Origin of the sequence: Actinoplanes sp. CA-131856 (assembly GCF_050956135.1) — a bacterium.
Taxonomy (GTDB): domain Bacteria; phylum Actinomycetota; class Actinomycetes; order Mycobacteriales; family Micromonosporaceae; genus Actinoplanes.
Genome location: NZ_CP191849.1, coordinates 7,988,357 through 8,002,122, shown reverse-complemented (window position 1 = coordinate 8,002,122; position 13,766 = coordinate 7,988,357). Strand labels below are relative to the sequence as shown.

Annotated in this window: 9 protein-coding genes; 3 read left to right on the top strand and 6 right to left on the bottom strand. The window is 71.2% G+C overall.

The window, feature by feature from the left end; genetic code table 11:
• From ACQP2X_RS36575 to ACQP2X_RS36565, 3 genes are read right to left on the bottom strand one after another with little or no spacing between them, the layout of a single operon-like run.
• Complete coding sequence (locus ACQP2X_RS36575) at nucleotides 1-1,200, bottom strand: glycosyltransferase family 4 protein (RefSeq protein ID WP_498689782.1); 1,200 nt, start codon at nucleotides 1,198-1,200, stop codon at nucleotides 1-3.
• Between the two features lie 7 nt (nucleotides 1,201-1,207).
• Entirely contained in the window at nucleotides 1,208-2,350 is a 1,143-nt protein-coding gene (locus ACQP2X_RS36570) for an aminotransferase class I/II-fold pyridoxal phosphate-dependent enzyme (protein WP_498689780.1), read from the bottom strand.
• The gene (locus ACQP2X_RS36565; protein WP_498689778.1) at nucleotides 2,343-3,113 is read right to left on the bottom strand and encodes a polysaccharide deacetylase family protein; all 771 of its coding nucleotides are present in this window, start codon (nucleotides 3,111-3,113) and stop codon (nucleotides 2,343-2,345) included. The genes ACQP2X_RS36570 and ACQP2X_RS36565 overlap by 8 nt, the downstream gene beginning before the upstream one ends.
• Before the next feature lie 129 nt (nucleotides 3,114-3,242).
• On the opposite strand from ACQP2X_RS36565, the gene ACQP2X_RS36560 reads away from it, so the two are divergent.
• Nucleotides 3,243-4,274, top strand: coding sequence for a GNAT family N-acetyltransferase (locus tag ACQP2X_RS36560; protein ID WP_498689777.1), 1,032 nt, complete (start codon nucleotides 3,243-3,245; stop codon nucleotides 4,272-4,274).
• Here ACQP2X_RS36560 and ACQP2X_RS36555 read toward each other — a convergent pair.
• The 3 genes from ACQP2X_RS36555 to ACQP2X_RS36545 all read right to left on the bottom strand — a co-directional run bounded on the left by ACQP2X_RS36555 (nucleotide 4,254) and on the right by ACQP2X_RS36545 (nucleotide 10,682).
• Entirely contained in the window at nucleotides 4,254-8,861 is a 4,608-nt protein-coding gene (locus tag ACQP2X_RS36555; protein ID WP_498689776.1) for a trypsin-like peptidase domain-containing protein, read from the bottom strand. The genes ACQP2X_RS36560 and ACQP2X_RS36555 overlap by 21 nt on opposite strands.
• Entirely contained in the window at nucleotides 8,858-9,532 is a 675-nt protein-coding gene (locus tag ACQP2X_RS36550; RefSeq protein WP_498689774.1) for a hypothetical protein, read from the bottom strand. The genes ACQP2X_RS36555 and ACQP2X_RS36550 overlap by 4 nt, the downstream gene beginning before the upstream one ends.
• A gap of 100 nt (nucleotides 9,533-9,632) precedes the next feature.
• Nucleotides 9,633-10,682, bottom strand: coding sequence for a LacI family DNA-binding transcriptional regulator (locus ACQP2X_RS36545; protein WP_498689772.1), 1,050 nt, complete (start codon nucleotides 10,680-10,682; stop codon nucleotides 9,633-9,635).
• 218 nt (nucleotides 10,683-10,900) lie between these two features.
• Between ACQP2X_RS36545 and ACQP2X_RS36540 the strand changes: the two genes are divergently transcribed.
• Both ACQP2X_RS36540 and ACQP2X_RS36535 read left to right on the top strand, forming a co-directional pair.
• Nucleotides 10,901-12,145 (top strand): sugar ABC transporter substrate-binding protein, encoded by a 1,245-nt coding sequence (locus ACQP2X_RS36540; RefSeq protein WP_498689770.1) that lies wholly within the window; start codon nucleotides 10,901-10,903, stop codon nucleotides 12,143-12,145.
• A complete protein-coding gene (locus tag ACQP2X_RS36535) occupies nucleotides 12,146-13,723 on the top strand; it encodes an ABC transporter permease subunit (protein WP_498689769.1) in 1,578 nt (525 codons plus the stop codon).
• Nucleotides 13,724-13,766: the final 43 nt, after the last annotated feature.

Sequence of the window (13,766 nt, the reverse complement as noted above, 5' to 3'; positions counted from 1 at the left end):
CTAGGCCGCCGCTCGGTCGAGCACGGCCTCGAACCGCTCGAAGAGCTTCTCGCGGGAGAACCTTTCGACCGCCAGGGTGTACGCCGCCTCGCGCGCCCGGGAAAGCCACGCCTCATCCCGGCAGTGCGCTTCGAGAGTCGCCGCCGCCGAGGCCGTGTCCACCGGATCCAGCACGAGACCGGCCCCGGTCGTGCGCAACAGATCGGCCTGCCATCCGCCGTAGTTGATGGCGATCGGCCGTCCCGCGGCCAGGGCGTCGAAGAACTTGTTGGCCGAGTTGTCCCAGAGGGCGGGGATCGGACGTACGAAACTGGTCGAGAGCGTCGCCGCACCCAGAATGACCGGCAGATCGGCCTTCGGCACCCTCTCCCACATGTGCACCGAGACGTCCAGGAGCCCGTGGCCGGCGGCCAGCGACCGGGTCGACTCCCACTCGCGGCCGTGCCCGACGATCAGCACCTGGATCGACGGGTCCATCCTTCGGGCCGCCTCGACGAGATACGACACACCGTTCACGGCGCCCAGCGCTCCGGTGTAGACGATCAGCGGCCGGTCCCCGAGCCACCGGTGCTCCGCACGGAACTTCTTCACCGCCAGCTCGTCGACCTCGAAGAGGGAGAGATCGGCCGCGTTCGGGATGACCGTCGTGCGCGTGGACGGCCGCCGCGCCGTGATACCGGCCGCCATCCCCGGCGACAGGGCCACCACCTCGCGCGCGTTGCGATAGGCGAAATTGGCCAGGGCTCCGGCGAGCCGCCGGGTCACCGGATTGCGCAGCGCGCCCATCTCGATCGGCACCTCCGGCCACAGGTCGCGCACCTCGAAGACGAACGGCACCCGGCGCACCTTGGCGGCGAGCACACCGGGTACCGCGACGGTGAGCGGCGTGCTGGTCGCGAAGACCAGGTCCGCTCCGAGGAAGGTGGCCTTCGCCGCCGCCAGCACCATGAACTCCGCGAAGGCCCAGATTCTCCGGCCGTACGACATCTCGTTGTTGTAGGGAATGGCGAACCAGTGCACGTTGATGCCGTCGTCGGTCGTGTGCCGCCAGCCCAGGGACTTCGAGACGCCGGTGATGTCCGTCGTGATGACGTGGACCTCGTGCCCGCGGGCAACGAGCCGCCGGGCCTGCTCGTAGGAGCGGATGCCGCCGGCCATCCGCGGATTGCAGTAGTACTGGTGGATGTAGACGATGCGCACCCCGCGCTCACCCCTTCTGCTCGGCCGCTACCGCGCGGACGACGTCCACGACGCGCTCCCGGTCGTGCTCGGTGAGCGCCGACCCGCTCGGCAGGCACAGCCCGCGGCGGAACAGCCCGGCGCTGACCTCGCCGCCGCGGGTCACGCAGTCGGAGAAGACCGGCTGGAGATGCATCGGCTTCCACGTCGGCCGGGCCTCGATGTCGTGCGCGGCCAGCCGGTCGAGGATCCGGTCGCGGCTCGCGCCGAACCGCTCGGCGTCGACCAGCAGGCAGGTGAGCCACCAGTTCGACTCGCCGTATCCGGCGATCGGCATGAAGCTCAGCCCGGGCAGGTCGCCGAGGGCGGCGCGGTAGTAGCGGCCGGTCTCGCGGCGGGCGGCGATCATCGCGCCGAGGCGCTGGAGCTGGCCCCGGCCGACCGCGGCGAGCAGGTTGCTGAGGCGGTAGTTGTAGCCGACCGCGCGGTGCTCGTAGTACGGCAGCGGTTCGCGGGCCTGGGTGGCCAGATGCCTTGTGCGGGCGGCCGTCCGGTCGTCGTCGGTGACGAGCATGCCGCCCCCGCCGGTGGTGATGATTTTGTTGCCGTTGAACGAGAGGATCCCGGCCAGCCCGAAGGACCCGGCCGGCTTCCGCTGGTACGAGGCCCCGAGCGCCTCCGCCGCGTCCTCGATGAGCGCCACGCCGTAGCGGTCGCACGCGTCGAGCAGTGGAGCGTAGTCGGCGCACTGCCCGTACATGTCGACCGCGATCACCGCCCGTGGCGGCTTTCCCTTGGCGCAGCGGCGGCGCAGCTCCTCGACGACCAGCGCCGGGTCGACGTTCCAGCTCTCGGCGGTGCTGTCGATGAAGACCGGGCGGGCGCCGAGATACATCACCGCGTTGGCGGTGGCGGCGAAGGTGAACGAGGGCACCAGCACCGTGTCGCCGTGCCGGACCCCGGCCGCGACCAGCGCGAGGTGCAGGGCGGCGGTGCCGCTGCTGAGGGCGACCGCGTGACGTACGCCGACGAGCTCGGCCACCTGGGCCTCGAACGCGTCCAGATCGGGGCCGACCGGCGCCACCCAGTTGGAGTCGAACGCCTCCAGCAGCAGCTTGCGCTCCACGTCGCCGACGTCGGGCGGGGAGAGGTAGATGCGCGTGTCAGGCATGGACCCGCGTCCTCACGGCCCACAGCGGCCACGCCGGGTGCAGTCCCTGCCGGTGGATGCCCATCACGGGACCGCCCGGGCGCATGGCCGGGCGCAGGGTGGAGGCGAAGCTCCGATATCCGGCCTCGCGCGCCGCTGTCACCTCGCGCTCGCCGTAGTCGACGGCCGGGTTCCCGTACGGCGCGGCGAAGTCCCGCACCTCCACGGCCAGCTCGTCCTCGATCTCGCGTTTGGAGGCGGTCAGTTCGCGTACGACCTCGGTCCCGCTCTGGTCGGCGAGCCGATGGTGGGTGACGGTGTGCGAGCCGAAGGCGAAGCCGGCGGCCGCGATGGCCCGGCAGCAGGACCAGGTGAGGTTGCCGGGCCGGCCGACCAGGCCGGTGGTGAGGAAGAACGTGGCCGGCGTCTTCTCCTCGGCGAGAACCGGCACCACGACGTCGAGCCAGCTCGGGTGGCCGTCGTCGAAGGAGAGGCAGAAGACCGGGCCGTCCAGCGCCCTTCGCCCGGCCAGGATCTCGAGCGCGTCGTCCCAGCTCACCATGGGGCCGCGGCGCCGGAAGGCGCGCAGGTGGCGGCGCAGGTCGCCGGCGAACTCGGCCGGAACGTCGTGGTAGAAGGGGAAGTACAGCCCGGCCGTGTCCGGCAGCCGTTTGAACAGGCCGGCCGGCGCGAGGATCCGGCCCTGGAGCCGGGGCCTCGCCCGCAGCCGGCGGCGCAGTTCCAGCTCGTTCAGGCGCCGTCGGATGGTGGTCGGCGTCTGCATCGGACCCTCCCGTAAATGATCGCTGACCGGGAATGACTCGACCTTCCCAAATGGCCGTCGGAGGGCGTCAGTAGCATTTGTCATCAAGAACGTGAGAATCCTTCACGGCCTTGATTTGTCAATGAACCCATGCGCATGGTGATTTCCATGCTGCGATGGCGACTGGTGGAGCCGACGGCCGCGCTCTGGGCCGACCGGGCCACCTACGACGACCGCCTGATCTTTCACACCCGGCCCTGGCTGCGCTTCGTGGCCGAGGCGCAGGGCGCCACGCCGGTGCTGGCCGTGGCCGAGGACGGCCACGAGACCGTCGGCCACTTCACCGGCCTCATGAGCCGGCGCTTCGGCCTGCGCATCCTCGGCAGCCCGATGGCCGGCTGGACCACCTCGTACGCCGGTTTCCTGCTGCGGCCCGGCGCCTCCCGGCGTGCGGCCCTCGAGGCGCTCATGCCGTTCGCCTTCGACGATCTCGGCTGCGCCCACCTGGAGATCCGCGACCGCCACCTGACCGTGGACGACCTGCCCGGCCTGGGCCTCCAGTGGGACACGGCCCCGACCGCGGTGATCTCCCTGGCCCCGTCCGAGGACGAGCTGTTCGCCGCGATGGCGAGCGCCTGCCGCCGCAATATCCGCAAGGCCGCGAAATCCGGCATCGTCATCGAGGAGGTGCCGGCCGGCGATCCGTCATTCGCCGCCGAATTCTACGACCAGCTCCGCGACGTATTCGCCAAGCAGAATCTCGTGCCCACATATCCCATTGACCGTGTCCGATCATTAATGTCCTGCGTCGGCCCGTCGGGAAATCTGCTGCTCCTGCGCGCCCGCGACGCCGGCGGCCGCTGCACGGCCACCGCGATCCTGCCCTGGCACCACCGCACCATGTATTTCTGGGGCGGCGCCAGTTACCGAGCCGACCAGTTGTCCCGCCCCAACGAGGCCCTCATCTGGCACGCGCTGCGCTGGGCCCGCGCGCGCGGCCTCACCGAGTTCGACTTCGTCGGCGGCAACGCGTACAAGGCGAAATACGGCACGGTCGAGGTACCCGTTCCGTGGGCGCGCCGCTCCCGATCCCCTTTGGTGGCCGGGCTCCGGGACGCCGCCAAACAGGGTTTCGCCCTCAAGCAGCGGGCGGTGGCCCGTCTAACCGGCGCCCGTGGCTAGCGACCGGAGCCGGCGGGCCTCGGCGAGCTGATCGCGGCGCAGCGCGCGATCCTGGTCGCTCAACCGGGAGTCGAGGTCGATCACCTCGGTCAGGCACGGCACCGCCTCGGCGGCTCGGCCCGCGCGCAGCAGGACGCTTCCCTCCACGAAGCGCAGGTCGACGACGTTCGCGGTCATGGCCGGCCCGCCCGCGCGCAGCACCGGGTCGATGGCGCGCAACGCGGTCACCGCGCGCTCGGGCTCCAGGGCGTCGGCGAACGGCCGGATCAGAACGGCCAGGTGGACGGCGATCGTGTCGGCGGGCGCCGTGGGAAGGGCCTCCGCGATCTCGCGCCATGTCGACCAAGCCCGTTCCCGGTCACCGAACAAGGCGTACCGGCGGGCGATCTGCGCGAGACCACCGACGTGAAGGCCGGCGTCCTGCGATCTTCCCCGCTGCTCCCAGGCCCGGCGAGTGAAAACGACCGCCAGATCCTCGGCCGCCACTTGGCCGTGATGGTGAAGGCTGCGATGGACCTGCGCGCGAAAGGCGGCGATCTGGGCCAGGACGTTGAGGATGCTCAAGTCGGTCTCGCCGGTCCTGGCCTTCCCCTCGAACTCGGCCGAGTCGACGGCTTGCCGGGCCGGGCCGGGAGCATGCTCGAGCCCGGCGCCGTAGATGACGAGCGCCTCCGACCCTCGGCCGTCGCGGAACGCCGCCGAGCCGGCCACGTTCAGCGCGCTGAGGTGATCGAGCAGCGCCTCGGGCGGGCCGGCCGGAAGCGTGGCGGCCAGTTTGTCGAGGCGCAGGGCGACGCTCTTGTGCCCGAGCAGACGGCAGCGCAGGGCTATGCGCCGCAACTGCCAGCTGAGGGTGATCGGGCGTGGCCCCAGCTCTGTGAACTCCCGGCCGGTGGCAGCATCGCGGATCAGCACGTCGGTCATGGCCGCGCGGTCGCCGGTGAGGTGGGCGGCGGCCAGGCGCAGGCCGGCGACGATGGTGCGCTGGCGCAGGTCGTGTCCGGAGAGGCCGTGCAGCAGGGTGAGGCTGCGCGCGGGGTCGACCGGGATCAGCTGCTGGGCCAGGACGACGCGGGCGTCGACGGGCGGGTCACCGTTCAGCCGCCGGCCAAGGGCCATCGCGTCCTCGGCCAGCGCGCCGGCCCGGGTCATGTCGAAGCGACCCTGGGCCAGGCTGGCGACCCGGACCATTGCGGTGAGGCGCTCACCCTGGTCGGCCCCCGGTCCGCTCAGGACGTCCAGGGCCTTGGTCCAGGTGCGGTAGGCGGCCCTCGCGTCGGGAATTTGGTCCTGCCAGCCGGCCAGCTCGATGAGGATTGTGGACAGCTGGGAGCCGGGACGCAGAGCCGGTCGCTCGTCCGTCACCGCCTCGATGTGCTGCCGGGCCTCGGTTCCGGCGACCACCGCGGCCCGGAAATTGCCGCGCTGGGCCAGGACCTGACCGAGCGTCCAGTACATCCGGGCGTCCTGAAGGGCCGTCTCGGGCTCGGTGTCCTCGCCGGGCCGCACACTGGCGATCGCCGTCCGCAGATGCGCCTCCGCGTCGTCGAGCCGGTTCTGCCCACGGGCCACCTCGGCCGCGCAGAAATGGGCCGTACGCCGGAACTTGGCCCCGTTCGCGGACTCCCGCCACACGTCACGGCCCACGACCTCGAAGAGCTCGTCGCACCATTGCCCGCCCTTCTCGTGGGCGCCGATCCGGCAGGCCGTCTCCACCGCGGCGATCAGCGTGGACACGTAGAGCGCCTGCATGGGCAGATAGCCGGCGGGGGCGTCGCGAAGCTCGGAGATCAGCTCCTCGGCCTCGGCCAGAGCGTTCGGGAGCACCCGGGCCGGGTCCCGTGTCGTGGACGCCGCCAGCAGCCGTACGTGCCAGGCCTGTGCCTCGGCCAGCCGCCGATAGGTGCTGCCCTCCGGGATGAGGGCGGCCGCCTCCACGGCCCGGGCGGCCAGCGCCAGCGCCTGCTCGACGGCGCCGGTCATGGCCGCGTTGATGGCCTGGGCGGCCAGGGTCAGCGCCGCCGCGGTCGCGGTGTCCGGGTCCATTCCGATGGCCCGTTGCGCCCGGTAGGCCTCCTCCAGCAGGGCGGCGGCCTCGTTCGGCTGCCCCTGGGCCATGAGGAGCATGCCCAGCTGCGTGCAGGTGCCGGCGATCGTCTCGTCGCTCAGATCGTCCGAGTCACGCAGCAGGACGAGCGCGGCGAGGGCGGTGGCGCCCGCCGCGCCCGGCTGCCCGGTCTCGAACTCGATCTCGGCCTTGACGACCATCGCGTCGATCACGTCGGCGGCGCCGGCCGAGGCGATGACCTCCTCGACGAGTTCCAGGGCCGTCGAGTGCTCGCCGGTGACCACCAGATAGCGGGCCGCCGCGAGCCGGATCGCGGCCAGCTCGCCGTCGTCCAGCGTCACGACGCCACCCTCGGCCAGGGCGATCATCGCACCGAAGATCGCCAGCGACAGCTGGTTCAGCGCCCACTCGAAGTGGTCGGGCAGGCAGTCGAGGATCGCCTTGAGGGTCTTGCCGTCCAGCTCGTCGAGCCGCGTCGCGGCCTCGGCGGCGGCGTTCCCGAGCTCCTCACCCACGGCCGGCGCCAGCCGCGCGGCCAACGGCACGAGCCGCCGCAGATCGCCGGCCAGCACATCGACCAGCGTGGAGGCGGCCTCCGGCGAGTGCTGCCCGGCCCGGGCCAGCACGGTCAGCGCCCGCCCGGCCCGGCGCTTCCCCGCGTGGGCGACGGCCCGTTCCGCCAGCCCGGGCTCGTCCCGGCAGACCAGAGCCACCAGCCGTTCCCCGAGCACATCGGGCCGCAGCGGCGCCCAGAAGTCGTCCCCGTCCCCGGCGTAGAGCCCACCCGCCCACGCGGCGACACCGTCGCGCGGGTCACCGAGCACCTTGCGAAGAGTCTTGGCCGCCTGCCGTTCGTGGCGGGCACCGAGCAGCGTCATCAGCGCCACCACGCGCCGCTGCTCTCCGGCGTCGATCCGCAACCCCGCCGAGCCGGCGGCGGCGTCCCAGTAGACGGCCTCATGCCGCAGCACCGCGTCGACAGCCTCCACACCGGACGCGGGCACCTCGCCGGGCTCCAGGACGGAGATGAGCGCGGCCGCGTGCAGATGCAGCACGGGGGTGCCGTCGTCGAATCCCGGGGCAGCCCGAGCGCGGGCCACGACACCGTGAACATCGGCGAAGGCGGCACGCGCCCGCTCGTACTCGCCGCGCCGATCGGCCGCACCCACCCCGGCCAGGGCGATGTGGCAGAGCGCGGGATCCATCGCGGACCGCAGGTGGTCGGGCAGGCGCAGTCCGGCCTGGATCCACCAGCCACCGGCCTCGCGGGCGAGCACGAGCAGCCGGACGGGCGCACCCCCGCGGGCGACGATGCCGTCGAGCAGGCGGATCAGCGCGCCGAGCCCTTCATGGTCCTCGCCGTAGTCGGCGACCACCAGCGCCGGCTCGTCGATGGCTTCGAGCGCCGCGGCCAGCTCCCGGACTTCGGCGGCGACACCGACCGGATCGACCCGGTCGGTGAGATTGAGAAAGCCGGCCACCCATCCCCGGGCGTGCTGCTCCTCGATCAGCCGAAGGGCGAGCCGGGTCTTGCCGATCCCACCCGGCCCGGTGACCAGCCGAAGCGCGAAGGGCTCGGGCGACCCGCACCACGCGGTCAGCTCGGCGAGCTCGGCCTCCCTCCCCGAGAAGGGCACAACCCCACGCTCCGGCCGAAGAAGATCAGCGGCACTCCCAGACGCGGCGCCGCGGGAGGCGGCACTGCCGGGTGCGGCGGTGTGGGAGGCGGCGTTGCTGGGTGTGGCGCTAGGGGAGGTGGCGTTGCTGGGTGCGGCGGTGTGGGAGGCGGCGTCTCCGGGCGCGGCGGTGTGGGAGGTGGCGGCGGGTGTTTCGCGGGCGGCCGGGCGGATCAGCAAGCGGTCCAGGCCGGGCACCAGCCAGGTTCGGCGTTCGCGGCGCCAGGCGGGGCTGCCGCCGCGGACCGGGTCGAGCAGTTCGGGCTCGTCGGCCAGCAGCTCGGCCAACGGCACCACCCAGCCGCCGGTGGCTCCCCGCGCGGTGAGCCGGGCCGTCTTCACCGGGCCGATCACCCGGCCGCTGCGCAGGCTGATCGCGGGGGAGCCGCTCATTCCCGCTTCGATCGGCTTCTCGCCCAATTGGACCAGGGTCCGGCCGTCGTACGAGGGGGTGCCCTCGACCGGATAGCGATCGTGCACGAGGATCGGCCGCCCCGTGCCGAAGGCGTCCTGATAGCCCGCGATCCGCACGGCGCCGCCCAGGCTGCTGTCCCGGGGAACGGCGCGTTCGACATCGGCGTACGGATGCGGATCGTCGATCTCGACGTCGAGAAGGGCCACGTCGGGCAGCGGCGTCCACTCGCCGTCCGGCGGCGATGCGGACGGCCGTCGCCAGCGTACGGTCGCCGGATGATCCCGTCCGTCCCAGCGGACCGAGCAGGAAGCCCGCCGCCCCACCACGTGAGCGCAGGTGATCAGCACGCCCGGCGCGACGAAGAAGCCGTTGCCGAGCTCGCCGTCGCCCACGCGCACCTGCGCGCAGACGCCGAAGAGGCCGTTCACCGCGGCGGGTAGAGCTCGCGGAACAACCCGTGCAGGTCGACGGTGAGCCGCCCAGCCGCGTCACCATCCCGGGCCGAGCCGCCGCCCGTCGGTGGGCCGCCGTCGAACAACGGACCGGCGTCACGGGAGAAGCCCGCGTCGCGAGAGCGCACCTCACCGGAGCGGGAGTCGAAGCCGGAACCGGAGTCGAAACCGGAACCGGAGGGGGAGCCGGAACCGGACGGGGAGCCGGAATCGGAGCGGGCGCCGGAACCAGCGCTCGAATCAGCACCAGCCGGGACGGTGTGGGCCACCACGGCGGCGGCCGTCTCGGCCCGGGTTCGTTCCTCGACGGCCCGGGCGGACTGCTCCCTAGCCTCCTCGCGGGCCGTCCGGGCCTCGTCGCGGGCCGCCTCGGCGTCCGAAGTGGCGCTGGCCGCCGACTTCTCGGCCGACGCGACGGCCGACCGGCTCACCTCGCGGCCGAACAGCCAGCCGACCGCCGTGAAGACCATCGCCTCGACCGCGCCGAACAGATAGACCTGCCGCTGCCACGTGATCTCGCTGCTGCCGTCGGCCGATCGGACCAGCAGGAACACGAAGCCGCCGAATCCGAGCAGCAGCAGGACGGCGACGATCAGCTGCCAGTGTTGCTTGACGGTGGACCCTGTGTCTTCTTCCTCCGGGGGCATGCACCGATGCTGCCCGCGCGCGGACACCCGGCCCATACATCGAACGGGCGGCCAGTTAGGACAATCAGGGGACCGGAATCCGCAGACTCTGCAAGAAATTTCAGGCAGCGGGTGTCTCGGCCGGGACGCCCCGGCGGGCCGGGGCGATCGCCGTCGAGTCGCGGACCACGAGCTCGGGGCGGAACAGATATTCCGAGTGGGGCGCGCCGTGGCCGTTGATCTCGTCCATCAGCGAGCGGACGGCCGCCACCGCCATGGCCGTGACCGGCTGGCGCAGCGTGGTCAGGGGCGGGTCGGTGAAGGCGATCAGCGGTGAGTCGTCGAAGCCGATCACCGACACGTCGCCCGGCACCGACAGGCCACGGCGGCGGGCGGCCCGGATCGCGCCCAGCGCCATCAGGTCGGAACCGCACACCAGGCCGGTCACGCCCATCGCGAGCAGGCGGTCGGCCGCCACCTCGCCGCCCTCGACGCCGAACAGCGTCAGCGAGACGAAGTCGTCGATCGACGAGTCGGGCACCTTCAGCTCGCGCTGGAGCGCCTGGCGATAGCCGGCCAGCTTGCGCTGGGTCGAGATGAAGCGGTGCGGTCCGGAGATCATGCCGATCCGCCGGTGGCCGAGCGCGACCAGGTGGGTCACGGCCAGGTCGCCCGCGAGCCGGTCGTCGCACGAGACGAACGGCGCCTCGATGCCCTCGGCGTATCCGTTGACCAGCACGATCGGCAGCGGCCGGTCGAGCAGGCGCTGGTAGCGGGCGTGGTCGGCGGTGGTGTCGGCGGACAGGCCGGAGACGAAGACGATGCCGGAGACCTGACGGTCGAGCAGCATCTCGACGTATTCGTCCTCGGTGACGCCGCCGGGCGACTGGGTGCAGAGCACCGGCGTGTAGCCCTGCTGGGCCAGCGTCGACTCGATCACCTGGGCGAAGGCCGGGAAGATCGGGTTGTCGAGCTCGGGCACGACCAGGCCGACCAGGCCGGCGCTGCGTTTGCGCAGCCTTTCCGGCCGCTCGTAGCCGAGAACGTCGAGAGCGGTGAGCACCGCCTGGCGGGTCTCGTGGGAGACCCCCGGGCGGTCGTTGATGACACGCGAGACCGTCGCCTCACTGACCTGGGCCTGACGGGCGATGTCGGCCATCCGTGCACGCATGGCGACAACTCTAGTGCCGCCGTGTTGCCGGCGAGTTCCTGCAAGCTCTTCCATTGATTGCAAGGACTTGCTAACGTCCCCGCAACGCCAGCGACACAGGCCGATGTCCGGCCATCCGGCGTGAGCTGTGCTTATTCGTATCTGACGATCAACATCCCTGCAAGCCCTTGCGATGTCGGCTTGCAGTTGACGCAAGATCCTTCAAAGGGGAGACCACCATGCGCATCCGTGCAGTGGGTGTAGCCGCCACCATGACCTGTGCGTTCCTGCTGACGGGCTGCGGCGGCGACAGCAAGGACGCCGGCGCCACCAAGCCGTCGGCGGGGGCGGGAGCCGACGCCGCCACGTCGGAGCTGATCATCTGGGCCGACGACAAGCGCTCGGCCGCCCTCAAGCCCTTCGCCGACAAGTTCGGCGCCGAGAACGGCGTGACCGTCAAGGTCCAGGCCATCTCCAAGGACCAGCAGACCACCTTCGTCACCGCCTCCCAGCAGGGCAGCGGCCCGGACGTGATGGTCGGCGCGCACGACTGGATCGGCAACCTCGTGCAGAACGGCGCCATCGACCCCGTGCAGCTGGCGGCCGACCAGACCGCCGGCCTGGCGCCGAACGCCCTCAAGGCGGTCACCTTCAACGGGCAGACCTACGGCGTGCCGTACGCCATGGAGAATCTCGCCCTCATCCGCAACACGGATCTGGCCCCGAAGGCGCCCGCCACCATCGAGGAGCTGGTGGCCACGAAGACGAAGGCCACCGAGAAGCTCTGCGTGCAGGTCGGCCAGAACGGCGACGCCTATCACCTGTACCCGCTGTACTCGAGCGCCGGCGGCTATCTGTTCGGCACGACCGCCAACGGCGATTACGACCCCAAGGACCTCGGCGTCGGCAAGCCCGAGTCGGTGGCCGCCTTCAAGAAGATCGCCGCGCTCGGTGAGAAGGGCAGCGGCGCCCTCAAGCGCTCCATCACCCCCGAGAACTCGATCGCCACCTTCACCTCGAAGAAGTGCGCCTATCTGATCTCCGGCCCCTGGGCGGTCACCGACGTCAAGAAGGCCAACATCAAGTACGACATCAGCCCGGTCCCCGGGTTCGCGGGTGGCAGGCCGGCCCAGCCGTTCCTCGGCGTCCAGACCTTCTACGTCGCCTCGAAGGGCAAGAACAAGGCCCTGGCCCAGGAGTTCGTCACCAACTACGTGACCACGCCCGAGCTGGCCGTCGCGCTCTATCAGGCCGAGCCCCGGCCGCCGGCCCTGACCGCCGCCTTCGACCAGGTCAAGGGCAGCGACGCCGACCTGCAGAAGTTCGTCGACGCCGGCAAGAACGGCATCCCGCTGCCGGCGATCCCCGAGATGGCCGCGATCTGGGACCCGTTCGGCAAGGCCGAGGCCGCCGTGGTCGGCGGCGCCGACCCGACCAAGACGATCACCAGCGCCGGCAAGACGATCGAAGCAGCGATCAAGTAAATGGTCATGCAGCTCGACGGGCCCGCCATCGACGAGCAGGCCCGTCCCGCCGAGGAAACAAAACCACGGCCGTTCATCAAGATCATCTTGCTGGGATTCACCACCGCGATCGCGATCTGGGCCGCCTTCCCGCTCATCGACAACAAGGCGTGGACCGGCCTGGCCATCCTGACCGCGACGACCGCGGCCTTGCTCTACCTCTACCTGACCCCACGCCACATCCCCGCGAAATATCTGGCCCCCGGCACCATCCTGCTGATCGCCTTCCAGATCTTCCCGGTCCTCTACACCGCGAGCACCGCCTTCACCAACTTCGGCGACGGCCATCGCGGCAGCAAGGCCGAGGCCGTCGTGGCCATTCAGACCGCGTCGGTCACCCAGGTGCCGGGTTCCCTCCAGTACGTCCTGACGGTCGCGACCACCGGCGACGCAGCCACCGGGCCCCTCGTCTTCCTGATCACCGACCCGGCCACGAAACAGGTCTCCGCCGGTGACGCGAACGGCCTCACCCCGATCGAGGCCACCGTCACCAGCGCCGGCCGGGTCACCGCGGCCGGCGGTTACACCATCCTCAACGCCGGCCAGGCCGGCCTGCGCAGCAAGGAGATCACCGCCCTGGCCGTGCCCACCGCGGGCGGCGCCATCCGCTCGTCGGGGCTCTCCCGGGCGTACGAGGGAAAGGCCGGCCGAATCTACGACGCGTCGTGCGACTGCGTCCGGGACACGGCCACCGGCAAGTCGTGGCGGGCCGACGAGGGCCTCGGCCTGTTCGTGGCCGGCGACGGCGAGCGGCTGGCCCAGGGCTGGAAGGTGACGGTCGGCTTCAGCAACTTCACCCGGGTGCTCACCGATCCCGCGATCTCCGGGCCGTTCCTTCGTACTCTCGTCTGGAACTTCGCTTTTGCCATCGCGTCCACCGGCGGAACCTTCGTGCTCGGGTTGCTGTGCGCGATCGCGTTGCACTCCAAGCGGGTGCGTGGCCGCACGTTCTACCGGGTGCTGCTGATCCTCCCGTACGCCATGCCGTCGTTCGCGATGCTGCTGGTCTGGCGGGACATGTTCAACACCGACTTCGGCCTGATCAACAACCTCTTCGGCGCCGACGTGGACTGGTTCGGCGGATCGGCATCGGCCCGGTTCGCGGTGATCCTCGTGCAGCTGTGGCTGGGCTATCCGTACATGTTCCTGGTCGCCACCGGCGCCCTCCAGGCCATTCCGGGCGAGCTCACCGAGGCGTCGCGGATCGACGGAGCCGGGCCCTGGTCGGCGTTCCGCAAGATCACGCTGCCGCTGCTGATGGTCGCCCTCACCCCGCTGCTGATCTCGTCGTTCGCGTTCAACTTCAACAACTTCAACGCGATCTACCTGACCACCGAGGGCGCGCCCTTCCCGGCCGACAACCCGGCCAACGGCGCCACCGACCTGCTGATCACCTACACGTACCGGCTGGCGTTCGGCGGCGCGGGCGCCCAGTATGGCTTTGCGGCCGCCATATCGATATTCATCTTCCTCATCGTCGCGGTCGTCTCGGCGGTCAGCTTCCGGCGCACCCGGCGCCAGGAGGAGGTCTACTCGTGAAGTGGTTCAAGCAGGTGGGCTGGCGGCACGGGGTGGCGATCCT